Annotated in this window: 16 protein-coding genes; 8 read left to right on the top strand and 8 right to left on the bottom strand. The window is 60.6% G+C overall.

The window, feature by feature from the left end; genetic code table 11:
- Nucleotides 1-147 precede the first annotated feature (147 nt).
- Nucleotides 148-5,328 carry a dermonecrotic toxin domain-containing protein gene (locus GH769_RS02255; RefSeq protein ID WP_032903306.1) on the top strand — a complete coding sequence of 1,727 codons (5,181 nt, stop codon included), beginning with the start codon at nucleotides 148-150 and terminating at the stop codon, nucleotides 5,326-5,328.
- A 14-nt stretch (nucleotides 5,329-5,342) separates the two neighbouring features.
- Here the strand turns inward: GH769_RS02255 and GH769_RS02250 are convergent, their stop codons facing one another.
- The 5 genes from GH769_RS02250 to GH769_RS02230 form a co-directional block, all read right to left on the bottom strand.
- On the bottom strand, nucleotides 5,343-5,828 hold the full coding sequence (locus tag GH769_RS02250; protein ID WP_020301194.1) for a CS1 type fimbrial major subunit: 486 nt from the start codon (nucleotides 5,826-5,828) through the stop codon (nucleotides 5,343-5,345).
- The gene (locus tag GH769_RS02245; RefSeq protein ID WP_014717096.1) at nucleotides 5,825-6,577 is read right to left on the bottom strand and encodes a hypothetical protein; all 753 of its coding nucleotides are present in this window, start codon (nucleotides 6,575-6,577) and stop codon (nucleotides 5,825-5,827) included. Before GH769_RS02245 ends, GH769_RS02250 begins: the two co-directional genes overlap by 4 nt.
- 69 nt (nucleotides 6,578-6,646) lie before the next feature.
- Nucleotides 6,647-7,756: a hypothetical protein gene (locus GH769_RS02240; protein ID WP_081036836.1), complete on the bottom strand. Its 1,110-nt coding sequence runs from the start codon at nucleotides 7,754-7,756 to the stop codon at nucleotides 6,647-6,649.
- 156 nt (nucleotides 7,757-7,912) lie between these two features.
- Complete coding sequence (locus tag GH769_RS02235; protein ID WP_032903308.1) at nucleotides 7,913-10,435, bottom strand: CS1-pili formation C-terminal domain-containing protein; 2,523 nt, start codon at nucleotides 10,433-10,435, stop codon at nucleotides 7,913-7,915.
- Between the two features lie 122 nt (nucleotides 10,436-10,557).
- Nucleotides 10,558-11,055, bottom strand: coding sequence for a CS1 type fimbrial major subunit (locus GH769_RS02230; RefSeq protein ID WP_172832672.1), 498 nt, complete (start codon nucleotides 11,053-11,055; stop codon nucleotides 10,558-10,560).
- Between the two features lie 491 nt (nucleotides 11,056-11,546).
- On the opposite strand from GH769_RS02230, the gene GH769_RS02225 reads away from it, so the two are divergent.
- Both GH769_RS02225 and GH769_RS02220 read left to right on the top strand, forming a co-directional pair.
- Nucleotides 11,547-12,056 carry a PadR family transcriptional regulator gene (locus GH769_RS02225; protein WP_014717092.1) on the top strand — a complete coding sequence of 170 codons (510 nt, stop codon included), beginning with the start codon at nucleotides 11,547-11,549 and terminating at the stop codon, nucleotides 12,054-12,056.
- A complete protein-coding gene (locus GH769_RS02220; protein WP_020301197.1) occupies nucleotides 12,053-12,820 on the top strand; it encodes a siderophore-interacting protein in 768 nt (255 codons plus the stop codon). Before GH769_RS02225 ends, GH769_RS02220 begins: the two co-directional genes overlap by 4 nt.
- A 106-nt stretch (nucleotides 12,821-12,926) precedes the next feature.
- Here GH769_RS02220 and GH769_RS02215 read toward each other — a convergent pair whose 3' ends face one another.
- Both GH769_RS02215 and GH769_RS02210 read right to left on the bottom strand, forming a co-directional pair.
- Entirely contained in the window at nucleotides 12,927-13,553 is a 627-nt protein-coding gene (locus GH769_RS02215; protein WP_014717090.1) for a Pr6Pr family membrane protein, read from the bottom strand.
- Nucleotides 13,554-13,557: 4 nt separating this feature from the next.
- Nucleotides 13,558-13,791: a VF530 family DNA-binding protein gene (locus GH769_RS02210; protein ID WP_003188882.1), complete on the bottom strand. Its 234-nt coding sequence runs from the start codon at nucleotides 13,789-13,791 to the stop codon at nucleotides 13,558-13,560.
- 170 nt (nucleotides 13,792-13,961) lie between these two features.
- On the opposite strand from GH769_RS02210, the gene GH769_RS02205 reads away from it, so the two are divergent.
- The 4 genes from GH769_RS02205 (at nucleotide 13,962) to GH769_RS02190 (ending at nucleotide 21,336) form a co-directional block, all read left to right on the top strand.
- Nucleotides 13,962-15,980 carry a TonB-dependent receptor gene (locus GH769_RS02205; RefSeq protein ID WP_019817673.1) on the top strand — a complete coding sequence of 673 codons (2,019 nt, stop codon included), beginning with the start codon at nucleotides 13,962-13,964 and terminating at the stop codon, nucleotides 15,978-15,980.
- A gap of 481 nt (nucleotides 15,981-16,461) precedes the next feature.
- Nucleotides 16,462-18,879, top strand: a complete 2,418-nt coding sequence (locus GH769_RS02200; protein ID WP_014717088.1) for a glucose/quinate/shikimate family membrane-bound PQQ-dependent dehydrogenase — start codon at nucleotides 16,462-16,464, stop codon at nucleotides 18,877-18,879.
- Between the two features lie 167 nt (nucleotides 18,880-19,046).
- On the top strand, nucleotides 19,047-19,892 hold the full coding sequence (locus tag GH769_RS02195) for a 2OG-Fe(II) oxygenase (protein WP_019817672.1): 846 nt from the start codon (nucleotides 19,047-19,049) through the stop codon (nucleotides 19,890-19,892).
- Between the two features lie 34 nt (nucleotides 19,893-19,926).
- Nucleotides 19,927-21,336 carry a pyridoxal-dependent decarboxylase gene (locus GH769_RS02190; protein ID WP_032903310.1) on the top strand — a complete coding sequence of 470 codons (1,410 nt, stop codon included), beginning with the start codon at nucleotides 19,927-19,929 and terminating at the stop codon, nucleotides 21,334-21,336.
- Nucleotides 21,337-21,461: 125 nt separating this feature from the next.
- Here the strand turns inward: GH769_RS02190 and GH769_RS02185 are convergent, their stop codons facing one another.
- A complete protein-coding gene (locus GH769_RS02185; RefSeq protein ID WP_032903311.1) occupies nucleotides 21,462-23,798 on the bottom strand; it encodes a bifunctional diguanylate cyclase/phosphodiesterase in 2,337 nt (778 codons plus the stop codon).
- A gap of 332 nt (nucleotides 23,799-24,130) precedes the next feature.
- Here GH769_RS02185 and lon point away from each other — a divergent pair, with 332 nt between their 5' ends.
- Nucleotides 24,131-26,551 (top strand): endopeptidase La, encoded by a 2,421-nt coding sequence (gene lon / locus GH769_RS02180; RefSeq protein ID WP_014717083.1) that lies wholly within the window; start codon nucleotides 24,131-24,133, stop codon nucleotides 26,549-26,551.
- The last annotated feature ends 140 nt before the right edge of the window (nucleotides 26,552-26,691 follow it).

Below are 26,691 nucleotides of genomic sequence, written 5' to 3'. Positions count from 1 at the left end.
TTGATCCAAAACGCCCATTTCTCGAGCCCTGCGTTTGATTTTTCCAGGGAGGGGCCAAGTAGTGTTTATGTATGCCTGAACGTTTCATGAGGGTGATTAGTGTAGATCGGGTTGACCCCCCACTACTCATCTCAAGGCAACACAACCATGTTCTTCGAACGCCCCTCCCCACACGCTGCGAGCCATGCCCAGAAGGGTATGCACTTTGATGTTATCCAGCGCTCCATTCCAGATTGGCTCAGCGCGACCACGCTGACACGCGCTCGCGCACTGAAAGCCGCAAGCCCTTTTGTCTACACCCGACTCAACTCGCTCGACACGCGCGCAGATACGGTTTCCACAGAGGCCATGGCCGAGCAGTGGACCGCCAGGAATGCCTTGGATGAACACTTCAAATACATCAAGGACGTGTACTCATTCGCAGAGCCTCTGCTCAAAAAGGCCTTGCGTGAATACGGCGACATTGATGTAAAAAACACGTTCATTCGCCTGTATGCCCCCGCCGAAAAAAGCTGGTGGGTCATTGGCGTTCGCAAAGGCGTAACCAGCCGGACCGTAACGTTACTGGACGCCGCTCTGCATAACTTTTCCGCCAGCGAGCAGTTTGCCGACTATGGGTTCTTGTCCAAGCCCGACGCCCGTGGCCAGCAGCCCCTCCTGACGTTCACCTCCAATACCAGCGGCCAGCCCCTGACCGCGCAAGTATTCAAAAATCTGTGCCGCACCCTGGATATAGGCCGCCAATACCAGACACGGTTATTGCGCACCCTTGGCTTCGGCAATCAAGTCCAGGCCGATACGCTACGGCGCAAAGTGATTGCCTGCGACAAGGCCACGCTGAAAAACGCCGCCTGCATCGCCTGGTCGCAGCAGCATATCCAGGAGGACGCCCGACGTCTGCTGTTCGATATTGTCGAGGACAAGCCCGACCCAGCGTTGGACGGCATACCGGTGGAGTACTACAACCTCAGCCTGCTGGATGCCCGGCTCAGCGGTATCGTGCTGATTGCCGCGCCACAGGGCAGCGACAAACACATCGAACGCCTGATTGCCTATGTTCCTGAAGACCCGGAGCACCCGTTGAAGGAGTACCCCTCGCCGATTGAATTCATGAATGAGTTGACGCGCCAACTGCGCGACAGCACCGCCACCCTGGATGCCCACGGCCAAGCGCCTGCAAAGACCACCTACCGGCAGTTTTTCAGTCGATTTGTCGACCATAAACAACGCGGGCATTTTTTTGCCGAGCTGCAAAGCCGCCTGTTCAAGGTGCAGTGGCACGAAAAGAAGCGCACCGATAGTGGCCCCAGTTGGCAAACCATCGCGGTGGACACGCCGCGGTTGCACTTCAGCGTGCAAAACATTTTTGACGACCACGAGAACCGAGCGCCTTCCGGGCATTCGGAGCCTGACACGCTGTGGCACTACCTGTACCGGGTCAACGTCAATAAAATTGTCAACGATACCCGGGACGTGGCGATCAGCACCGCTTACGCCGACTTGATGGCGCGCTGGGCCTGGTGGGATAACCTGGGCAAGATCCTCTCGGATATTTTCAATGCGGCGCTCCTGGTGGTCACCCCCTTCGTGCCGTTCCTGGGGGAGTTGATGCTCGCCTACACCGCCTACCAGGTGGCCAGCGATGTGTTCGAAGGTATTGTTGACTGGGCGCAAGGCAACGGACTGGAAGCCATCGGGCATGTCATGGACGTGGTGGAAACGGTGGTGCAACTAGGCATTTGGGCGGGGGCCGGTACTGTCGGCCAGGCTGTCACCCTCAAGCTGTCGCCCTTCGTCGAGGGCCTGCACCCGGTGACGCTGGATGGCGGTGAAAAGCGCTTGTGGAACCCCGATCTTTCGCCTTACCAGCAGAACATCAGCCTGCCCCAAGGCATCGCCGCTGATACACAGGGTTTGTATCAGCATGCCCAGAAACACTGGCTGGCCCATGCCGACCATCACTACCAGGTAGAACCGGACCCGCAGTTGCCTCATCACCGAATCGTGCACCCCCGCCGGCCACACGCCTATCAACCGAAAGTGCGCTTCAATGGTCACGGCGCCTGGGTACATGAAGGCGAACAACCGCGCAGCTGGGACGATCACACGCTGATGCGCCGCATCAGCCCCGCCACCCAGGCGCTCACCAACGAGCAGCTTGAACAGATCCGTATCATCAGCGGCAGCGAGCCAGACCATTTGCGCCACATGTATGTGCGCAACCAGCCGTCCCCGCCGCTGCTGGCCGACAGCATCGAACGCTTTAGCGCAGACCGTTTCGCCCAGGCGTCTGTCCAGAAAATACGTACGGGCCAGACACTCGCCCCCTATTCCTACTGGTTCGAACAAGCCGTTACCGACCTCCCCGGCTGGCCGCCGAGCAAAGCCCTGGAGGTGTTTCACAACAGCGATCTGAGCGGCGAGTCGCGCAAATACGGCGATACCCACGCCGCGCCCGCCGATACCCTGCGCATCAGCCTGGCTGACGTGATGGCTGCCAGGCTGCCCGAGCGCGTGCTGGGTTTTCTGGACGAACCTCAGGTCAATACGTTGTTGGGTGAAACCTTGCCCCAGGCTCAACAGGCCCAGGCACTGCGCAATAAACTGGCGAACTACGTAGAGGGTTATGGCGGGCATGTCGCCAAAAGTCATTACCAGTTGGGCCAAGCCAGCAGCGACCCACACGTGGCCCTGTTGCGCCAGGACTTTCCAGAGCTGGCGCTGAGCAGTGCGAACGCGTTGCTCAAGCACGCCTGGCCTGAAGAAACAACGGTGATGAACGACACACAGCGCCTGCCCCTGCGCCTCAAAAGCCTGGCACGGGAGTTGGACTTCGACCATCAGGCCAGCCGCGCTGTCGAAGGGCTTTACCCTCCCCGGCAACCCTCGGCGCACAGCGAACGGTTGGTGCTCAATACCCTGCGCCTGCACAGCGACGTGTTCAGCCATCTGAACATCGACATCCGGGACAACAGCCCCACCGGCCCGTTGCGCTGCAGCGTCGGTGAAACCGACGCGCCGCAGGCCCGCACACTGGTACGCAGTGCAGACGGGACCTACACCGTGTTCGACGCCGATGCCAACCCACTCAACCCAGCCACCACGCTGTACGAGTCCCTGCTCTGGACCCTGGCGCAGGATCCGCAGCGCTCCCCGCCCTACACCGTCGGCGAAGGTGAACAGCTCAGGCAGTGGGTGATCGAACATAACCAGGCACCGGCCGAGCGACGCCTGGCATTGGCTGAGCCGCCCTTGCGCATGCGGCCCGCTCCCGAGACCGAGGTGCTGCTGGGCGGAGGCGCATCCTGCAAAATGTCCCGGGTCGACAGCTATGACATGCAACCCAAAACCATTGAAGAACGCATCAAACAGTTACTGCCCGCGATGAGCAACGACAGCGTTCGACGCTTATCAATCACGATGAGCACAGCCGAAGGCGAGCAAACGCTGATGCAGATGGAGTCGCAAAAACAGCAGTTGTTCAATCAGCTCGACGCCTACATAAAGGGTCCGACGCCCAGGGCGGGCACGCTGTTGGAGCCCGAAGTCCGCAAACGCCGGGCGCAAGTCGCGACCCGCCTCTATGATGGCTGGAGCAATGGCCTGACGGTGCATCTGGACGAAAGCTTCGAACACCGCGGCGGTATCGCTCTGGACTTGTTCAATACGCCCATGCCCGACGAACTGCCCACCCTTAACGTGCCACTGAACCACATCAGCGACCTGGACCTGCGCGGTTGTGATTTTTCCGATCACCACGCCGCCTTTCTAGACAATTTCCCGCATCTGCGCGACCTCGATCTGAGTCACAACCAGCTCACCCAGTTACCTGCGACCCTGGGCAAGCTCAAACGTCTTCGACGCTTGCATCTGGAAGCAAATGCCCTGGTTCTGGACGATGCCGCCATTGCAACACTTGGACGGCTCAAGCGTCTCAAACAGCTTGAGATGGCCGGCAACCCACTGGGGCAAACACCGGATATCAGCCAAATGCCGGCCTTGACCTTGCTGAACCTGCGCAATACGCAAATAAAGGACTGGCCCGTCGGGCTCGTCGGTCGCTCACGCGCGCGCGGGTTCCAACTGGACCTGAGCGAGAACCCGATCACCCAGTTACCCCATGTCGCCCCAGGTTCGGATGATGCCGACATCATTGCCCGTACCCGCCTGGACCAGAGCAGGCTCACCTCGGACTTTCAGGACTTGCTCGCTGAATACCGCGAGTCTGTGGGGCTGGACCCGCTGCGCTTCTACGCGCCTAGAGGTGAAAGCGCACCCTGGCTGAGTGACATCAAGCCTGAGGAGCATGAGCAGCACCGGCAGCTGTGGGACGCGATTGAAAAGGAACCCGGCTCTCAAGGTCTGTTTGAGGTGATCAAATCGCTCGAAGAGCCGGACGAGTTCCAGGCCGAGGAAGACCGCCTGGCCTATCAGAACAACCGGCCTGAGCTGAGCCAGAGGGTATGGCGCCTGCTGAGGGCGGTCGAAGCCGACAGCGACCTGCGCGAGCGCGTGTTCAAGGATACTCGCTACCCCGGCTTGTGCCCCGACGCCGGCGCGCTGATATTCCAGAAACTGGGCGTCGAAGTACTCGCCAGCGAAGCCTATCGAACCAGCACCACACCGGCAGAACTCGAGGTCAGGCTGGTGGTGCTGGCCCGCGGAGCCGCGCGCGATGCCTACATGGGCAAAGCCATTGGTGAAGACATCGCCCACCGCCTCAAACCCAAAGATCAGGGCGGGCTGGGGCAACGGCTATGGTCGCAGGTCATCGACGGCGAGCATGGCGAGGTCGACGAGGCCGGCATTCACTTAGCCTATCGCAGCACCCTGGCAGACCGGCTGGACCTGCCGTGGCTATCGACCCATATGACTTACCGCACTCTCGCCGATGTAACCCCCGCGCAGATCGAAAAGGTGGCCGCCGCAGTAGCCAGGTTGGAAGAGGGTGACGGGCTGGTGAACCAGATGCTGTTGGACAAAGGTTGGGAGCGTTACCTTGAGCAGCACAACCCCACCGCCAAATGGAACAATGACACAGCCTTCGACTTGAAGTATCTCCAACTCGATGAATTACAGGCACTGCAAGCGCAATACGCCCAGTCACAGACGCTGCCGGAGATTGATCGGCAAGCCCAGCGGGTAAAACTGCGCGGCCTGGCGCAAGCCCTGGGATTGGACGAAGACAGCGTGTTATCCGGCAACCCTATGAGTTCAACACAGTACGACACAGCACTCAATGAGCTGGGGTACCGGCACAATCAGTGGCTGCGAGATCTGACGCGTGTTGCGCTGAACCGGGCCGGAGCACGTAAAAACCGGGCTTGATGCGGCCCTGGCGTTCAAGGCGCAAGAAAATCAAACATCAGATGCACCGTGCCGTAGTAGGCCCCGCCCTGGTAACCCCCCTGCGGCTCGATCGCCGAAATATCCAGCTCGACGCGCCGGCCCATGCCCGCTTCGTCAGCGCTGAGTACCTGGGTCGAGTCCAGGGTCAGGGGCACCCGGTTGAACAGCACGCGCAAATCGATACGGTCATTGCCGCTCAACAGATAGGGCACGTCTCCCAGGCGTGCCGCAACGCCGCCATTGAGATTCTTGACGTCGAAATGCTTGCGCAGGCGGCCAAGCCGGGAGGTCGTCAAGTCCCAGGCCAGCAACTGATCCTGCCCCATCCAGTCGGGTTCGGAAGGCAATACATAGGCTTCGTGGATCGGGATGGTCACCGACACATCAAAGCTCTGGCGTTCCTGAAACGCCATCGCTTGCCCGCCCAGGGTAAACGGCACCATCAGCGCCGCCAGTCGCGTCAATTGTCTAAATATCATCGGGTGACCTTCATCGGTTTTTTGTCCCGGCCTTCAACCAACTGGAAGCTGAATTGGCGTTCGACTTTCTTCTCGAATACCAGCTGGCGGCCAGGCAGGATGTGGTGCTTGGTGGTGGGTTCACAGTCGGTTTTCTTTGCCACTGAACAGTCCCGGAACTCATCGAGCACGACCGTACTGTTGCCGGCATTGCGCAGGGTGTACTGGCTGGCGGTCTCGCTGATCTGCGTATCGAAGCGGGTATCCTTGGGGCGCACGAAGAACACCGTGCCATAGCCCGCCATGACGTTGACCCCGGCTGCCAGGTCTTTTTTGTATTCGCTGCGCTCTGCGTCGGTGACCGCAAAGTCATCTTCCTTTTCCGGCACGACGGGGATAAAGCGCACACGAAAGTAACGCTCCTTGTCACGCTGGCCCATGTACAACAGACGAGTGCCCTGGCGTCCGCCGGCCGGCACGATCAGGCGCGCCGGGCTGGCCATCAGGCCGTCACGATTGGTGGTGCTGCCCTTGGCGTCGGTCATCGAGGCGACCGGCACTTCCCGGGAGGTACCGTCGGCGTTATAGATAATCTCCAGCACATTGACCTTGATGAACGCGGTACTGGTGCCGCCGTTGAATACCCGCTTGAGGTAGGAGCTGCGGTCGCCTTCCAGGTAGTCGTACACGACGCCGACGTTGATTGCCGGCCCCGCCTGCGCCGTCAACGACATCAGGAAAAGCCCGGCCCATAGCACTGCATGTTTCATAGTTGATTACGCCTTGTTGATTGAACGCGGCCCGCCACGACAGCGGGCCGATGTGCGGGCAAAACCCGCCTAGACTTCCGAATCCCAGATCACGGTGACTACGCCTGAATAAGTGCTGCCGGGCGCCTTGAGCATGTCGCTCACGTCTTCTTTGTCGACTTGAAAGTGCAGCGTGCCGGGGCGGTTGTTGACGTAGTGCACGGACTGGATCAACTCGGTGCCTACCCCATCCCTGCGTAACGGCTGCCGGTTTACGGGCTCGTCGCGCTGGTTGTGCAGGCCAAACGGCAAGCTGACCGCGACCTGCAACGGCACCTCATCCCCCGCGCCGTTGCGCAGGCCGCAGGTGTTGCCGATCGCCAGGCCGCATTCAAGGGTCATCTTGAAACGCCCACTGGAGAAAATGCTGAAGGTCTGGTCACGGGACAATCGCGAGGGCTGCCGCCCGCGGTTGAGCCAGGCTTGCCAGCCGCCTTCGGGGAGCAGTTCGACACGGTTGCCGCCCGGAGGCAGGGTGACTTTGAGGATGTGCTCGACTTGCAGGGTGAAATTGAAGGTGGCGATGTTGTCGCTGGGAATCATCACGTCACCGAAGTCAAAGTCACCGCCAGGCCCCATGCTGTAAGTCAACGACCCGCGATACTCGCCGGCCGTCATGGTCAATGGGTTGGGCGTTCTGAGCTCGTAACCGTATTCCATATAGCTGTATTTGAGCCATGGAATGTCGTACCCCGGCGTGAGGCTGCACGCCCCGGCATTTTCTGGAACACTCCAGAAAAACAGCCCGAAATTGATCCACGCCGCGTGATAGCCCAGCCCCACACACGGCGGGGCGCCGGCCTTCCAATAAAAATCCCACGGTTTGCCCTCATACTGCCAAGCACTGACACCGGGCGGGTAGGCAATATCCCAGCGGGTCCCCACCCCGGCAATACGCATCTGCACGGTGGCGCTTTCGCCTGTGCCCGTGTGAGTCACCTGCACGTCGCGCCACGCTGAAGGCACTTTGAAATAGGCGCCTTGCCGCGGGTCGGTATGCCCGGCCGCAATCGGTGTGGCAGATTCAGCCCGGAACTCCATGTTGCGAATACTGAAGATATTAAGGGCCTCACATCGCGTCGGTATGTGCCAGGCGCATACGCCACTGTGAGCCGTGGTGTTCTTGAACTTGTTACTCATCGGGTTCGTCGGATCAGGCCGAAACACCGCCGTGATGTCCTCAACGAACGCCTGCGCCGTCAAGCTCGTACAGCCGAGTGCGAGTGCCAGGGGCATCGGCCTCAACAGTGTTTTTATTGCAGTGATAAAAGTCATCGAATTCCATCCAAGCCGCCGTCAACCGGCGGTGTCGGCCTTGTGGTTAGCTTCAGCCAGCGTGTCCGGCGTGCAACGCAGATCACCGATCATCAACACATCGTTTTCATTGGTCGTATGCCTCGGGTCGAGGCGGAACTGGCAGAGCAACTGGTTCTGGTAGCGCACTTGCAGGGTCGGTGAACTGGAACTCATCTCCATGGAGAAAAACCCGTCCACTTCGCTGACGCCACGGCTGGCGTGGTTGATCACGTGATGCCCCTTGAGCGGCGCGCCTCGCCCGTCCAGCAAGCGACCGAGTACGGTGACGGTTTTCATCACGGTGACCTTGCGGTAGTCCACACCGCCCTTGTTCAAGTGGTAACTGGAACGGGTGGGCTGGATATTGGCCGCCGGCGGGTGATTGCCTTCGAAGTCGAAGCTGACGCTGCTGCTCTTGTAGGCCGAGACCGGCACATAGTTGCGTCCTGGCCGCAACACGGCACTGCCGCCGCCCAGGTCGTCGGCGCGCAGGGCAATTTCATCGAGGTCGGTTTCCACATCGATGATCATGCCTGCCCCATTGCCCTGGTTCTGGCTGCTCAGCAACATCTTGCCGGCGCCCGCGACGAACGTGCTGTTGAGGTTCAAGCCACCGCTGAAATCACCGTTGAAGGAGCTGCGCTGCACAAAGCCGTCACCACTGAGCGCATCGGTACTGAAGCTGGCCATACTCGACAAGCCGACGCCGTAGGTGTCGGTTATGGCTGTGGCCGAAACGCTTTGCAGCACGTGGTCGGTGAGGTCCTGGCGAATCGTCAGCGAGGCGTTGTTGTCACGCCCACCATCGCGGGCGGTGCGGGTGCCGACGCTGCCGGAAATCTGCCGGCCGTCTGTGCCCAGGTTCATGCTCAGGGTCACGTCGACGCCACGGTTGCGTTGGTCGTTGGTGCCGCTGCTGCCGGGTCGGTCGAATACCGAGAAACGCCAGTTGGCATCACTGCCGAACAGTTTGTCGTGGCGGCTCCAGCCCAAGTCCACGCCTGCCCCTTCCACATTGCCCTGGCTGTGGGAAACCCGCAGGTTCAAGGTGTTCTGTGCGTCGAGGCGGTGGTTGACCGACAGGGCAGAATTGCTCGCCTGGCCGACGAAGGTGTTGCGCCGCAGGCGTGTACCGTCGGGCAGGGTTTCGTAAGTGTCGCGAGTGTCGAGCCAACTGCGGTTATGGCTGAACACCAGGTTGGTCGCACCGAAACTGTAAAGCCCTTGCAGGTCCATGCCAGTGCCATGTTCCTGGGTTTGATACAGGTTGGCGTAGAGGCTGGTATTGCCGGCCACGGTCCAATCCACCGAGCCGCCGTACTGCAGTTGCTCGCGCACCTGGCGAGCGGACAGGCCGAGGATCACGCGCGGATGCACCAGGTAGTTGAGTGACGCACCGGCGGTGATCGCGCCGGAGGCCTGCTCATCCCAGTTGCTGAACAGCTTGGTCTCGCGCCCGGCAAACAGGTTGTAGCGCCACGGGTCGTCGGCGTTGCGCCAGTTGCTGGGCTTGTACACCAGTTCCTGGCTGGTGCTGGTGGTGAGACCATCTTCCACCAGGCGCACTTCGACCTCATAGATGCCGCCCGGCAGTGGCCGGGTGTCCAGGGTTTGCAGGCCGGCCGTCACCGACTGGGTGTTGATCAACAAGCCATTGCGATAAATCTCTACCGCCGCCTGCCGACTGGCGGTGACGTAGATCGGATACACGCTGGGCTTGGCGTCATTGATCGCCAACGTGTCGGAACTGCCATACATCACACCCAGCGCCGTATCGGGGCTGGCGCCGAAGCTGCGCAGTTGACGGGTGAGGCCATCGGAATTCGGCGTGAAGTGGCCCAGGCGGAAAAACTGCCCTTGCAGTTCGCGCTGGGTGTACAGCTCGTGGATCGCATGACGCATTTGCGCCTCATCGCCACTCTGGCGGGCCAACTGCAGGTTGAACACCTGGCTCCAGTTACCCACGCTGGAGCTGGCTTGCAGGCCATAGCGTCCACCCAGGCTGTCTTGCTGGCTGCCATTGAGATTGAGCTGGTTATTGATGATCAACCCCAGGCTGCCGCCTTCCGGTTGGTCATAGAAACGCGGGGTGTCGTCTGCCAATTCGACGTTTTGCGTCAGGATCGACAACTGCGAGCTTTCGAGGTTGTAGTACGCCGAGATCATTTTTTGCGGGCAGGACTGGGTGCAGGCGCCCAGCGCCACGCCTTGTTCCAGCACGGCCTGCCAGGTGTCGCGGGTGGCCGCCGGGACTTTACTGTCACCGGTATCGGTAAATTCCAGAAGGGTCACGCGGTCGTCTTGAGACAACACGATCAAGGCTTCGCCGAGCAGTTGTTGGTCCAGGTCCACACGCACCGCCAGCGGCACATCAAAAAAATGGTCGGCAAACCCTGCGGGCAAGCCTTGGGCCTGAGAAATCAGGCTGCCGGGGGTGGCAGCGCCAGAAGTGGCGGGCGCTGCCAGGGCACTCGTACACACCAACAGCGCAAGCGCTGCCGCGATAGGCGTCATCGGAAACATGAACGGAATACTCGGAATGCCAGGGCCAAAAATGAAAATCAGGTCGGCAGACCGAGGAGGAAAAATCAGCCGACCTGCAAGTCATACAAGGGGTGCCCGTACGTCGCGGGCACTTATGGGTTTCAAGGCGTTGGCAATACCGCGTCGAACACCACCGGCATCACCGCGGTGTAGGAACCACGCTGGGTGGCCGACGGTTTGGCCGCGACGATGCGCATTTCAGCCCCCACGCCAGGGGTGGAGTCGGCTTCATTGACTACTTCCTGGGGGGTGCCGGTCAGCGTGACGCCATTGAGGCTGGTGGTGAGCGGGATGTTCTGCGACACGTCACCATTGAACAACACAGCCGGGCCACCTTCGATGTAAGCGTGTACCGAACCGTTGGTGTTCTTGAGATCGTAGATGGCGCTCAACGGAGCCAACTCGCCGCTGACCAGGTTGTAGCTCATGGTTTCGTCACGGCCCCAGTTCGGGTCACGCGGTTGTGCGTGGAACACGGTGGTCGGGATGTTTGCCTTGAGGTTGACGGTGTGACTGGCTTCACCGGCAGCGATAGCTGTTACCGAGGAAGACAAAGCCAAAACAGCCAGGGGAACAGCAACAGCAAACTTCTTGAACATGATCAGTACCTGCATTTATTAACATTGATTGGTTCGTTGCCAAGTACCACCTCAACAACGAATTACGCCGCTGGTTAGTTGAACCACACAACGCCAAACAATCATTCAATAAAATTAAAAGCAGGTATGCAGGCTTCTTCTCACACGCTCGTAGCCCTTGTAATCAGGGCGCGCGGGAAAAATATGGCACTTTGACCAAACTTTAAAATCCGCTGTAAGAAACAGGCTACACGGCAGTAAAAGCATAACCTGAAAACAACTGTAAGAACTGGACTACACCATACATACACTCGATAAAAAACTCACGACACTTAGCTTGAATTGGAGCGCCAACTCTAATTAAAGTTATAACTCTAAAGACGCTATTCGTCTATTCACATATTCCGATTTCCGGCTGCGTCTCACGCTGCCACGACCGTTGGTCGCCATAGGCTACCAACGACATAAGATATATCTTACGTTATATCTAACCCTGAGCAGAGAAGCCCAACATGAAGCATGATCATCGCGGCGAATTTGAAAAACGGGGTGGCCGTGGCCCCCGGGTGTTCGCCCCAGGCGACCTCAAGCTGCTGCTATTAGCCCTCATCGCTGAACAGCCCTGCCACGGCTACGACCTGATCCGCCGCATCGAAGGGTTGTTCGACGGCGCCTACAGCCCCAGCCCCGGCGTGATCTACCCCACCCTGACCTTTCTTGAAGAGAGCGAGTTGATCAGCGGCGACGCCGATGGCGGAAAAAAGCGCTACACAATCACCGACGCCGGTCGTCTCTTCTTAAGCGAGCAAGCCGTTGCCCTGGACGGCGTGCGCATGCGTATCGATGTCAGCAAGCGCTCGCTGCGCGGGCACGACCGCCCACCCGAGATCCACGAGGCGGTGCACAACCTGCGCCATGCCTTGCACTCACACCACGGGCACTGGAGCCCGGAAGAAATCGTTCGTGTCGCGGCGCTGCTCAACGGCACCGCCCAAGCTATTGCCGACGGGAGAGATCAATGAACACACAAGCCATCCATCGCGTGACCCACGACATCAAACGCCGCCGCCTGCAAGTACTGCGGGTGGTGGATATCACCCCGCGTATGCGCCGTATCACCTTGGGTGGGCCGGAACTGGCAGGTTTCATCAGCCTGGGCAGCGACGATCACATCAAACTGCTGTTCCCGCAGAACGCCGCCGAACAAGCGGCGCTGGAAAGCCCGACGTTCGCCATCAAGGGCGACGGCCCGCAACCCGCCATGCGCGACTACACGCCACGGCGTTACGACCTGGACATCGGCGAGCTGGACATCGACTTCGTGCTGCACGGCGATGGCCCTGCCTCCACCTGGGCCGAGCAGGTACAGGTCGGCCAGCATCTGTATATCGGTGGGCCAAGGGGTTCGATGATCGTGCCGGACATCTTCGACAGCTACCTGCTGATCGGTGATGAAACCGCCCTGCCCGCCATCGGTCGACGCCTGGAAGAATTACCGGCCGGGCGCAAGGTGCTGGCGGTGATTGAAATCGCCGATGCGGCGGAACAACAGGTGCTCGGCAGCGCAGCCGAAGTCGAGGTGATCTGGGTTCTGCGCGGCCACGATGACCTGCTCGATGTAGTGCGCAACCTGACGCTGCCCAGCGGGGCGTTGTACAGCTTCGTCGCCACCGAAACCAAGCTGTCGCGCCAGGTACGGCGGGTACTGCTGGACACGCACAAGGTCAACGAGGAATACCTCAAGGCCGTGGGTTACTGGCGTGCTGAGGGCAGCGAAGAAGAATGAATAAGGTGGGAGCTGGCTTGCCTGCGATGCAAGCACCTCGGTTTATCAGGTACACCGAGGTGCTTGCATCGCAGGCAAGCCAGCTCCCACATTAATGGTGCTCACTTTAAATCGAGGGGGATTTGAGGCGCTTGTCCAGGCCAATGATCGCCAACGCGATGACGATGAACCCTGCCAAAATCCCTGCGGCATTCACAAAGACCTGTGGATAACCGAGGCTGTCCACATCCATGAACGGGTACTGATACTGCCCGAGCATATGCCCCCGCAGCAGCACATAACCGAAGTACACCAATGGGTAGATCACCCAGCCGGCAATGTGTTTGAGCCGCAACGTACCCTTGGGCACACACCGCCACCAATACACCACAAACAACAACGGCATGACGTCGTGCAGCAACTCATCGGCGATAAATTGAAAGCCTTGCGGGCTCCACAGATGCCGCAGCAGCAGGTTGTAGGCCAGGCTTACCACCACGATGCTCGCGGCAATCGCGCTACTGATGCGAGGCGCGAGGAAAAACCGCTTGGCGCCAGAGTCGCGCTTGACCAGCGCGTAGCTGAGCACCACGACCACCAGGGTATTGGTCAGCACGGTGAAGAAGCTGAAGAAACTGATCAGGCCGCCCAGCAAGCTCGCGCCACTGGTCCAGCGCGAATAGAGAATCAGGTATTGCTGGATCGCCAACCCCACCCAACCGGCCAAGGCTGCCGTCGCGACAAAGCGCTTCATGCTTTCAATCCAGGGGGCGCTTGGTACGCATCAGCTTGACGTACAAACCTTCGACCTTTTCCCGCGCCCACGGGGTTTTGCGCAGGAAAGTCAGGCTCGACTTGATGCTCGGGTCACTCTTGAAGCAGCGGATATCAATGCGCTCGGCCAAGCCGCTCCACTCGTAATGCTCCACCAGGGTGGTGAGCACGTGTTGCAGGGTCACACCGTGGAGCGGGTCGTTGCTTGTCGCGGTCATGCCAGGCCTTTTGCAAAAAGAGGAAACACAGCCGCGCACCTTAGCCGACGGGGCGTGCAGGTGGAAGCATCGCATTGAATATAGCCCGCCAGGAAAAGTTCCCCTTCTACACAAAAAAGAGATGTTATATTGTAACTTAAATTATCAGTCATTTTGCCCAGGAATCTCCGATGTCGCTGCCTTCTCTCTGGCGCTTGTCGCCCCTCGCCGCCGCCCTGTTGATTGGCTCCCAGGCCCATGCCCTGGAACTGCCACCCCAAGTGGTCACCGGCAACCCGCTGGGCAGCGAACAGCTGGCCTCGCCCACCACTGTGCTGACAGGCGATGACCTGACCCTGCAACAAAAAGGCAGCCTCGGTGAAACCCTGAACAAGCAGCCGGGTGTGTCGTCTTCGTACTTTGGCCCGGGGGCCAGCCGCCCGATCATTCGCGGCCAGGACGGCGACCGCATTCGTATTCTGCGCAACGGTGTGGGGGCGCTGGATGCCTCGTCGCTGTCCTACGACCACGCGGTACCGCTGGACCCGATCAACGTTGACCGCATCGAAATCGTGCGGGGCCCGGCCGCCCTGCTGTACGGCGGCAGCGCCATCGGTGGGGTGGTCAACACCTTCGACAATCGCATCCCCACCGAGGCCATCGAGGGCATCCATGGCGCTGGCGAGTTGCGCTACGGCGGTGCCGACACCACCCGCAGCAGCGCGGGCAAGTTGGAGGCCGGCAACGGTACCTTCGCCCTGCACCTGGATGCCAATGGGCGCGAATTCAACGACCTTAAAATCCCAGGCTATGCCCGCAGCCGGCATGCACCGGAGAGCGAGGACGGCCCCGGCAAAAACGGGCGCCTGGGCAACAGCAATGGGCGCCAGGACGGCGGTGCGGTGGGCGGTTCCTACACCTGGGACGATGGTTATGCCGGGCTGTCATACAGCAATTACGACAGTAACTACGGCTCACCCGCCGAGCAGGATGTGCGCATCCGCATGAAACAGGACCACTACGCCTTTGCGTCCGAGATCCGCAACCTGCAAGGGCCGTTTACCTCGGTGAAAATAGACGCCGGTTACACTGACTACGAACACCGGGAAATCGAAGGCGGCGAAACCGGCACCACCTTCAAGAACAAAGGCTATGAAGCCCGCGTTGAAGCCCGACACCAGCCGATTGGCCCGTTCGATGGCGTGGTCGGCGCCCAAGTGACGCGCAACGAATTCTCGGCCCTGGGCGAAGAAGCTTTCGTGCCACAGAGCGACACCAACGCCGGCGCGCTGTTTATCCTCGAAGAAATGCAAGCCACTGAACGCCTGAAACTCAGCCTCGGCGCACGCGTGGAACACACCAGCGTCGACCCGAACGCCAAAGGCAACGAGCGTTTTGCCAATGCCGACAAGAGCAATAACTTCACCGCCGGCAGCTTGTCGTCTGGCGCTGTCTACACCCTTACGCCGGTCTGGTCCCTGGCCGCCACCCTGGGCTACACCGAACGCGCACCGACCTTCTACGAGCTGTATGCCAACGGCGCCCACGTCGCCACCGGCACCTACGAGTTGGGCGATGCCAACCTGAAGAAAGAAAAAGCCGTGTCCAGCGACCTGGCGCTGCGCTTTGACAACGGCACCCACAAGGGCAGCTTTGGCGTGTTCTATAGCCGCTTCTCCAATTACATCGGTTTGCTCGGCACTGGCCGTACGCTAAACGACGAAGGTGAAGAGGACGCGGGCGGTATTCCCGAGTACGAATATTCTGGCGTACGAGCACGCTTCGCCGGCTTCGAAGCCCAGGATCACTGGAAGCTCGGCGAAGGCGCCTACGGCAAGTTTGCGCTGGAACTGTCGGGCGACTACACCCGCGCCACCAACCTGGACACCGGCGAAGCCTTGCCGCGCATTGCGCCATTGCGTTTGAACAGCGGCTTGCTGTGGGAACTGGATCGCTGGCAAGCGCGTATCGACGTGGAACATGCCGCGGGCCAAGGGCGTGTGCCGGATAACGAAAGCGGCACCGATGGCTACACCACCCTCGGCGCCAGCGCGGGGTATCGCTTCAATGTGGGTGGCAGCCAGTGGCTGGCCTTCGTCAACGGAGAAAACCTGACCAACCAGACCGTGCGCTATGCCAGCTCGATCCTGCGCGATATCGCGCCGGCGCCAGGTAGAAGCGTGCAGTTCGGCGTTCGCACTACCTTCTAATCATCACCGAAAATCCCCTGTGGGAGCGGGCTTGCTCGCGAAAGCGTTGGGTCAGTCAACATCAATGTTTGCTGGGCCGACGTCTTCGCAGGCAAGCCAGCTCCCACATTTGAACGTCGTTGCGTTGAGCATTGCGTTCGCTTGACTGATCGGGATCGGGGCGACTATCTGTCACTGTTACCAAAACTGAAATGATGCATCTTGCGATTCACCCTTTCTCAAAACGCCCCGCCGCATTATCCTTCGCAACAATCTGAAACGCTTCAGCTCCCGGTCGACTCCTTTTGCCGAATCTCTTTTTGCTCAAAGACAGCGCTGTCTTAATCCGACCTGCGCTCGGGAGTTTATTGCCTGCCTGTGGATAACCCGGTTACCCACAGAAAAAACCAAAAATAACGATGAACCAAGCCCGAGCCGAATCGTCATCTACAGTGAGTGAAGCACGGGGTTACATAATTCCAACGTAACGGAGAAACACACTATGAGCACTGATGGTGCCTCAAGCCCAAGCCGCCTGTTGCCCAGGCTGCTAGGCGTCTTGCTGCTGATCATGGGGCTGGCCTTGCTGGCTGGCGGCGTCAAGCTGAGCATGCTCGGCGGGTCGCTGTACTACCTGCTCGCCGGTATCGGCATCACCCTGACCGGCGTGTTGCTGCTGGCCACCCGCCGCGCCGCGCTGGGCTTGTACGCACTGGTGTTGTTCGCCAGCACCGTGTGGGCCTTGTGGGAAGTCGGCCTGGACTGGTGGCAGTTGGTGCCGCGCCTGGCCCTGCTGTTCGCCTTGGGCATCGTCATGCTGTTGCCGTGGTTTCGTCGTCCGTTGCTGCGTGGCCAAGCGGCCCCGCTGGGTACCGGCGCGCTGAGCGTTGCCGTGGTGCTGGCGGGCGCGACCGCCCTGGCCAGCCAATTCACCAACCCAGGTGAAATGGTCAAGACCGGCCAACTGGACCGCGACGCGGTGCCGGGTATGGCCAGCGCTGCGCCAACCCAGGCCGATGGCGACTGGAACTCCTATGGCCGCTCGGCCTTCGGTGACCGTTACTCGCCACTGGCACAGATCACCCCGGAAAACGCCCATAAGCTGGTGCCGGCGTGGACTTATCGCACGGGCGACATCCCTGGCCCAGGCGATCCCGGTGAAACCACCGCGGAAAATACCCCGCTGAAAGTCAATGGCATGCTCTACGTGTGCACACCGCACAGCCAAGTGATTGCCCTGGACCCGGATACCGGCAAGGAAATCTGGCGTTTCGACCCGAAGATCACCACCCAGGGTGCTGAGAGCTTCAAAGGTTGGGCGCACATGACCTGCCGTGGCGTGTCGTACCACGATGACGCCGCCTACGCTTCCGAGCAGAGCCCGACTGGCACTGCCAGCCCGGCCGCCGCTCCGAATGCCTGCCCGAAACGTATCTTCGTGCCGACCGCCGACACCCGTCTGATCGCCCTGAACGCCGACACCGGCAAGATGTGCGAAGACTTCGGTGACAAAGGTCAGGTCGACCTGCGTGCCAACATCGGCAGCTTCGCCCCAGGCGGTTACTACTCCACGTCGCCACCGGCCGTGACCAAGAACCTGGTCGTGATCGGCGGTCACGTGACCGACAACGTTTCCATCGACGAGCCAAGCGGCGTGATCCGCGCGTTCGACGTGCACACCGGCAAGCTGGTGTGGAACTGGGACAGCGGCAACCCGGACGACACCACCCCGTTGGCCGAGGGCAAGACCTACACCCGCAACTCGCCGAACATGTGGTCCATGTTCGCCGTGGATGAAAAACTCGGCATGCTCTACCTGCCGATGGGCAACCAGATGCCCGACCAGTACGGCGGCGACCGTACCGATGAGTCCGAGAAGTACGCCGCTGGCTTGACCGCCCTGGACATCGACACCGGCCACGTGAAGTGGACCTTCCAGTTCACCCACCACGACCTGTGGGACATGGACGTGGGCGGCCAGCCTTCGCTGATCGACATCAAGACCGCTGCGGGCGTGAAGCAGGCAGTGATGGCGTCGACCAAGCAAGGCAGCATCTACGTGCTGGACCGCGCCACTGGCCAGCCAGTGGTGCCCGTCAATGAAATCCCGGTGCCACAAGGCGCAGTGGCGGGCGACCGCACCTCCCCTACCCAACCCAAGTCCGACCTGAACTTCATGCCGCCGCCGTTGAAAGAACGCGACATGTGGGGCGTGACCCCGTTCGACCAGATGCTGTGCCGGATCGACTTCAAATCCATGCGCTACGACGGCCCGTTCACACCGCCGTCCCTGCAAGGTTCGATCGTGTACCCAGGCAACTTCGGCGTGTTCGACTGGGGCGGCATCTCGGTTGACCCGGTGCGCCAGATCGCCTTCGTGAACCCAAGCTACATGGCGTTCAAATCGAAGCTGATCCCAGCTGCCGACATTGCCAAGCAAGGCCCACGCGTCAGCGAAACCGAAGGCGTGCAGCCGAACAAAGGCGCCCCGTATGGTGTGATCCTTGAAGCGCTGCTGTCGCCGATGGGCCTGCCGTGCCAGGCACCGGCCTGGGGCTACGTGGCGGCGGTCGACCTGACCACCCACCAGACCATCTGGATGCACAAGAACGGCACCGTGCGTGATAGCTCGCCGGTTCCAATCCCACTGACCATGGGCGTGCCTAGCCTGGGCGGTACGTTCACCACCGCCGGTGGCGTCGCGTTCCTCAGCGGTACCCTGGACCAGTACCTGCGTGCCTATGACGTGAAGAACGGCAAGCAACTGTGGGAAGGCCGCCTGCCTGCAGGCGCGCAAACCACCCCGATGACCTACACCGGCAAGGACGGCAAGCAATACGTGCTGGTCATGGCGGGCGGTCACGGTTCCCTGGGGACCAAGCAGGGTGACTATGTAATGGCGTTCAAACTGCCGGATTAAGCAACGCTGGCGGTACAAAAAAGCGGCGGCCCGAATGGGCAGCCGCTTTTTTTTGCCTGCCGAAAATGCCCCAGCGTTTCCCCTCAACCCTTTAAAACTAATTTAGTGCGCACGCCCTGCGTAATACAAAAGGCGTACGGATAAAACTTTAAAGGGAGCTTCACTGCATGACGGACCATGTCGCTACAAAACCGATGCTTTCCACCCCCACAAAAATCCTGGAGCTTGAACACCTCAATACTGCCAGTTTGAAAAAACTCATCAGTGGCGAAGTGCTTGCCATTCGGGTACCTGAGTTTGCCAACGCAACCACCAGCGCACGGTTGATTCAGGCCATCGACGATACCGCCACCCTGGAACACTACGGCCATGAAACCTACGAAGAGGGGCGCGTCGTTCAGCACTTCTACGGTGTGCATCGCTGGGGCACGCCGTTCAACTCCACGTACGGCAAGGCCGCCGGCGGTGACGCCCAAGAAAAATATTATGCAGACGCGGCCCGTATGCGCGGCCTTATCGACAGCCTCTGTGCGCCGCAAACGCCGCCCATTCAACAGCTGATGGAACAGTTCCAGGCGCTCTGGCCGCAAGGTGCAACAGCCGCTGCGTTCCAGGGCCGCCCAATGTTTTGCGGGATCATCCGCGTCATGTTCCCGGAGACGGCGCACCTCTCGGAAACGGTGCCCCATGTGGATTGCCTGCCCCGCACAGTCGCTGAACTGCAGCATCAATTCAGCGCCAATATCTACCTGCAAACACCGCCTTTGGGGGGCGAGTTGGTCATCTGGGATACCCAAGCCTTTGGCTATGAGGAGGTCAAGCGCTTCGAGGGTGCCCAACTGCCCGAACAGTGTTTACAAAAACCGCTGCGCATCCGCCCACGCCAGAACGAACTGGTGCTCATCAATACCCGCCGCCCCCACGCCATCTGCGGGTTCGATTCGGGAAAACGCGTCAGCATGCAGTCGTTTATCGGCTATAACGCCGGCGAACCGTTTTACTTCTGGTGCTAATACTTTTATTGCTCGTGCACATGGACGTTTATCTATGACCCCCGAAGAATTCCGCCAACATGGCTATGCCATGATCGACCTGATTGCAGACTACCGACAGAACATCGAACAACGCGGCGTGCAGCCCACCACCCAACCTGGCGAGATCAAAGCCGCCCTGCCGGTCAGCCCGCCTGAAACCGCCGAACCGTTCGAACAGATCATGGGCGATGTCGAAAAACTGATCATGCCCGGCTTGCTGCATTGGCAGCATCCCAGTTTCTTCGGGTTCTTCCCTTCCAATGTGGAACTGTCCTCAGTGCTGGGCGATTGCCTGAGCACCGGCCTGGGTGTGATTGGGTTGTCCTGGCAATCCAGCCCGGCCCTCACCGAAATCGAAGAAGTCACCACCGATTGGCTGCGCGACATGCTCGGCCTGGGCAGCACGTGGAGCGGTGTGATCCAGGACTCTGCGTCCACGTCCACGCTGGTGGCGCTTATCAGCGCCCGGGAACGCAGCTCCGATTACGCGCTGATGCACAACGGCCTGCAAAACAGCAGCGCGCCCCTGATCGTCTACACCTCAGCCCATGCCCACAGCTCGGTCAACAAGGCGGCGATCCTGGCCGGATTCGGCCAGAACCATATCCGCACCATCGCCACCGATGCACACAATGCAATGTCGCCCCAGGCACTGGCGCACGCCATCGCACAGGACCTGGCCGCCGGCAACACGCCCTGCGTGGTGATTGCCACCACCGGCACCACGGCCGCCATGGCGATCGACCCTCTGGCGGCCATTGGCGACCTGACCCAACGCCACGGCCTGTGGCTGCATGTAGACTCGGCCATGGCTGGCGCCGCGATGATCCTGCCAGAATGCCGGGCCTTGTGGGATGGCATCGAAAAGGCTGACTCCCTAGTGCTCAACCCGCACAAATGGCTGGGCGCGGCCTTCGATTGCTCGGTGTATTTCGTGCGCGACCCCGAGCATTTGATTCGCATCATGACCACCAACCCGAGTTACCTGCAGTCCAGCGCAGACGGCCAAGTGCGAAACTACCGTGACTGGCGGATCTCTCTGGGCAGCCGTTTCCGCGCTTTGAAGTTGTGGTTCCTGATACGCGAGCAAGGCGTCAGCGGCCTGCAAGCGCGGTTGCGGCGAGACCTGGCCAATGCGCGCTGGCTGGCAGAGCAGATCGAAGCCAGCGAACACTGGACGCTGGTGGCCACGCCCGCCTTGCAAACCTTGTGCATTCGCCATGAGCCGCCGGGTTTGCAAGGCCAGGCACTGGACCATCACACCCGAGCCTGGGCAGAAAAACTCAACCAGTCAGGCGATGCCTACGTCACCCCCGCCCTCCTCGATGAGCGCTGGATGGTGAGGGTGTCCATCGGCGCGCTGGGCACCGAGCATCAGCATGTCCAGAGGTTGTGGGTGCGATTGCAAACCCTGGTCGCTTGAACGCTGCCAAAGTAGCCCCCCTGTGGCGAGGGAGCTTGCTCCCGCTGGGCTGCGCAGCGGCCCCAAAATCCTGGGAGCGCTTCGCACTCCAGCGGGAGCAAGCTCCCTCGCCACAGTCAAACTGTCTAGGTTGGCACCTGCTCACGCCGCATCCACCGCTCGAACGCCAAGGCATTGAGCGGCCGGCTGATCAGGTAGCCCTGGGCCGTGTCGCAGTTCCAGCGTTTGAGCAAGGTGAGGCTGTGCTCGAACTCCACGCCCTCGGCCACCACCTTGAGCCCCAGGCTATGACTCATCTCGATGGTGGACCGCACGATCACGCCGTCGCCGCTGGTGCTGTCGAGGTTGCGCACAAAGGACTGGTCGATCTTCAGCTCTTGCACCGGTAGGCGCTGCAATTGGGCGAGGGACGAGTAGCCGGTGCCGAAATCATCCACCGACAGGCTGATTCCGCAACTGCGCAGCTGCTCCAGCACGCTGAGGGCCTGCTGCGGGTTGTGCATGATGGCGCTCTCGGTGATTTCAAAAATCAAATGCTCGGCGTCCACGTGGTATTGGGCCAATAGCGCAGTGACGCGAATGGCCAAGTCATCATCCGCCAAGTCGTTCACGGAGATATTCACCGACAGTTGGATAACCAGCCCACGCTGCGCCCATTCGGCAATCTGGCGGATGGCTTCCTCGATCACCCACAGCGTTAGCGCGCTCATGCTACCGGTGCGTTCGGCCAGGGGAATGAACTCCCCGGGGGACACTTGCCCCAGCGTCGGGTGTTGCCAACGCAGCAAGGCTTCAGCCTGGCTCACATGGCCGTGCCGCAGATCGAGCTTGGGCTGGTAGCACAGGTACAACTCGCCTTCGATCACGGCGCGGCGCAAGTCGCGAATCAGGGTGATCTGGCGTTGGTGGGCGAGGTCGCGGTCCGGTTGGTAGATCTGCAAATGCCCCGGCAGGTTGGCCGCGTCGTGCCGGGCGATGGCCGCGCGGTTGATCAACTCTTCCACCTGCTGCCCATCAGCAGGGTACGCGGCGATGCCGATGCTCACTTCATGGCGCACTTCGTCATTGCCGATGCGCAGGGGTTCGGTCAACGCCCCATGCAACTGGTCGGCGCGGGCCACGGCTGAGTCGATCTCGGTGTTTTCCAGCAACAACAGAAACTCACTGCCGGCGATGCGTGCTGCGGTGTCGCTGGCCAACAGGCTGCTGGACAAGCAGCGGCTGGCCTCGCACAACATGTGCTCGACACCTTCGGGGCCAAACCCTTCGTTGATGACCCGGTAGTTTTCAATCCCCACGTACAGCAACACCACCGGCCGCCGTGCGCTGATCGCGCTGCCCAGGCGCTCCATGGCCAGGGCGCGGTTGGGCAGGCCGGTGAGCGGGTCATGCAAGGCATTGTGGGCCAGTTGCCGCTCGCGCAGGGCGATGCCGCTTTGCATGGCATTGAACGCACGCGCCAGCAGGCCGAACTCGTCGTGGCTGCGCACCCGCACCGGGGTGCGGTAGTCACCGGCCCCGATCCGTTCAGCGGCTTGCACCAGCGCATTGAGCGGGCGTGACACTCGCCGCGCCAGGAATAATGCCACCGCCAGCGAGACCAGCAGCACCGCCAGGGCAATCCCCATGAACTGCCGGTCCAGCGGCGCGAAGGATTCCAGCGCATGGTCCAGCGGGCTTTGCAGCAACACGCGCACTTCATCGCCTTCGCCGCTGTTGGCCAAGGGCAACACTTGGCTGAGCACACGCTGGCCATGGAACAGCTGGATCTTCGCCTCAGGATCGACCTGCGTGCCATGCAAGAGGCTGATGATGCTTGGGCGCCAATTGCCAGGGTGGGTGGTGAACAACTGACCGAGATGGCCGTCCTGCACACTGAGGAACGACACCTCCAGGTTGCTCATGGAGCGCAGTTCATGGGCGAATTGCGTGTCCATGGGAAAGCCCATGACCACGCGTGCGATCGGCACAGGCCCGAGCACATCTTTTTGCACCAGCAAATAGGGGCGCCCGGCCATGGCGACGATCAACATTTGCTGGCCGCTGCGCCGCGCCTTGCGCAAGGCATCGGCATACGGGAACAGCTGGCCGCGCGTCTGCATCAGCAGGGTACTGACCATGACCCTGTCATCCAGGCCCAGCACCATCACTTCGCTGGAACTGACCCCGGTGCCATGGGTGCCCAGGGCCTCCAGGATCGGCAGCGTCCGGCCGCCGGCCACCGCCTGCTTGAACGGCCCATCGGCGGTGAGCCAGTCCAACCCGTACTGCAAGCGCCGCCCGCGCAGGTCCAGCAGGCGCTCGAACACCTGCCGCCCCGTGTTCAGCTGTACGTCGGCCTGGTTCTCCACCGCCCGAGTGGTGGCAGCGTTCACGGCAAAATAGGTGGCGGCCACGACCACCAGTAACAACAGCGCCAGCACCCCGGCTATGCGGGTCTGAAACGTGTGGCGCCAATGCATGGCCGCGCCCTCGGGCCGTGCTCGTCGCTCTTGGCCGTGCTTTCCTTGTGTCATACGCGTCCCTGCCGACTGCTAACCGGCGTCAAAAAAACATCCTTTTTAATGGATTATTTTATTTAGGCAGGTTAGCTGGGACTGAGGATAAGTAAACCCAATAAAAGTTGGGCCTGACTGTCATATTATTGACGATCAATTCGAGAAGCGGAGGGGTAAAGTACGTTGACCCCACCTCTCCCGTTATTTCATGCAAATTGTTGCTAACGACGCCGCCCCATTGAAACCACCGCAACCCCGCCCCATCTAACCTGCATACTTACTGATGCAGGTGCCCCATGAGCGACCAGCAAGAATTTCCAGATTACGACCTCAACGATTACGCCGACCCCGAAAACGCTGAAGCCTCCTCGTCCAATACTGGCCTGGCCCTGCCTGGGCAAAACCTGCCGGACAAGGTTTACATCATCCCGATCCACAACCGGCCGTTTTTCCCGGCCCAAGTGTTGCCGGTGATCGTCAATGAAGAGCCCTGGGCCGAAACCCTGGAGTTGGTGAGCAAATCCGACCACCACTCCCTTGCGCTGTTTTTCATGGACACGCCGCCCGAAGACCCACGGCACTTCGACACCTCCGCCCTGCCGCTGTACGGCACCCTGGTGAAGGTGCACCACGCCAGCCGCGAGAACGGCAAGCTGCAGTTCGTCGCCCAGGGCCTGACCCGCGTGCGCATCAAGACCTGGCTCAAGCACCACCGCCCACCGTACCTGGTGGAAGTCGAATACCCGCACCAGCCCAGCGAGCCGACCGATGAGGTCAAGGCCTACGGCATGGCGCTGATCAATGCGATCAAGGAACTGCTGCCCCTCAACCCGCTGTACAGCGAAGAGTTGAAGAACTACCTCAACCGCTTCAGCCCCAACGACCCGTCGCCGCTCACCGACTTTGCCGCCGCCCTCACCTCGGCGACAGGTAATGAACTGCAGGAAGTGCTGGACTGCGTGCCCATGCTCAAACGCATGGAAAAAGTGCTGCCGATGCTGCGCAAAGAGGTAGAAGTCGCGCGTCTGCAAAAAGAGCTCTCCGCCGAGGTAAACCGCAAGATCGGCGAGCACCAGCGTGAGTTCTTCCTCAAGGAACAACTCAAGGTCATCCAGCAGGAACTGGGCCTGACCAAGGACGATCGCAGCGCCGATGTCGAACAGTTCGAACAGCGCCTGCAAGGCAAAGTGCTCCCGGCGCAAGCGAAAAAACGCATTGATGAAGAACTGAACAAACTGTCGATCCTGGAAACCGGTTCGCCGGAATACGCCGTCACGCGCAACTACCTGGACTGGGCCACCTCGGTGCCGTGGGGCGTGTACGGTGAAGACAAACTCGACCTCAAGCACGCGCGCAAAGTGCTCGACAAGCACCATGCGGGCCTGGATGACATCAAGAGCCGCATCCTCGAATTCCTCGCCGTGGGCGCCTACAAAGGCGAAGTCGCCGGTTCCATCGTATTGCTGGTAGGCCCGCCGGGCGTGGGCAAGACGAGTGTGGGCAAGTCCATCGCCGAATCCCTGGGGCGGCCGTTCTATCGCTTCAGTGTCGGCGGCATGCGCGACGAGGCCGAGATCAAGGGCCACCGGCGCACCTACATCGGCGCCCTGCCCGGCAAGCTGGTGCAGGCGCTGAAAGACGTGGAAGTGATGAACCCGGTGATCATGCTCGACGAGATCGACAAGATGGGCCAGAGCTTCCAGGGCGACCCGGCGTCGGCGCTGCTGGAAACCCTGGACCCGGAGCAGAACGTCGAATTCCTCGACCACTACCTGGACCTGCGCCTGGACCTGTCCAAAGTGCTGTTCGTGTGCACCGCCAACACCCTGGACTCAATCCCGGGCCCGTTGCTGGACCGCATGGAAGTAATTCGCCTGTCGGGCTATATCACCGAAGAAAAAGTCGCCATCGCCAAGCGCCACCTGTGGCCCAAGCAGTTGGAAAAAGCCGGCGTGGCCAAAAACAGCCTGACCATCACCGACGGCGCCCTGCGCGCATTGATCGATGGTTATGCTCGGGAAGCCGGCGTGCGCCAACTGGAGAAGCAACTGGGCAAGCTGGTGCGCAAGGCGGTGGTCAAGCTGCTGGATGAACCGGAGTCGGTGATCAAGATCGGCAACAAGGACCTGGAAAGCTCCCTGGGCATGCCCGTGTTCCGTAATGAGCAAGTGCTGTCCGGCACCGGCGTGATTACCGGCCTGGCCTGGACCAGCATGGGCGGCGCCACCTTGCCGATCGAAGCGACGCGCATCCACACGCTCAATCGCGGCTTCAAGCTCACCGGGCAGTTGGGTGAAGTGATGAAAGAGTCCGCCGAAATCGCCTACAGCTACATCAGTTCCAACCTGAAGTCGTTTGGCGGCGATGCGAAATTCTTCGACGAGGCCTTCGTGCACTTGCACGTGCCGGAAGGCGCCACGCCGAAAGACGGCCCGAGTGCCGGCGTGACCATGGCCAGTGCGTTGCTGTCCCTGGCCCGCAACCAACCGCCGAAAAAAGGTGTGGCGATGACCGGCGAACTGACCTTGACCGGGCATGTACTGCCGATTGGCGGGGTGCGCGAGAAGGTGATTGCGGCGCGGCGCCAGAAGATTCACGAGTTGATCTTGCCGGAGCCCAACCGTGGCAGCTTTGAAGAGTTGCCGGACTATTTGAAGGAAGGGATGACGGTGCACTTTGCCAAGCGGTTTGCGGATGTGGCGAAGGTGCTCTTCTGATAGATCTCTAGCGCCTGGACTGGCCCTATCGCGGGCAAGCCCGGCTCCCACAGGGATCGGTGTTGTTAATGACAACGCGGTCAAGTGTGGGAGCGGGCTTGCCCGCGATGGCGCCAGCCGCCACACCGCATGCCCTCTTG

The organism is Pseudomonas sp. CFSAN084952 (genome assembly GCF_009648855.1).
GTDB classification, from domain to species: domain Bacteria; phylum Pseudomonadota; class Gammaproteobacteria; order Pseudomonadales; family Pseudomonadaceae; genus Aquipseudomonas; species Aquipseudomonas paracarnis.
Note: the sequence above shows the minus strand (reverse complement) of the source record. Positions and strands in the feature narration are given on the sequence as shown.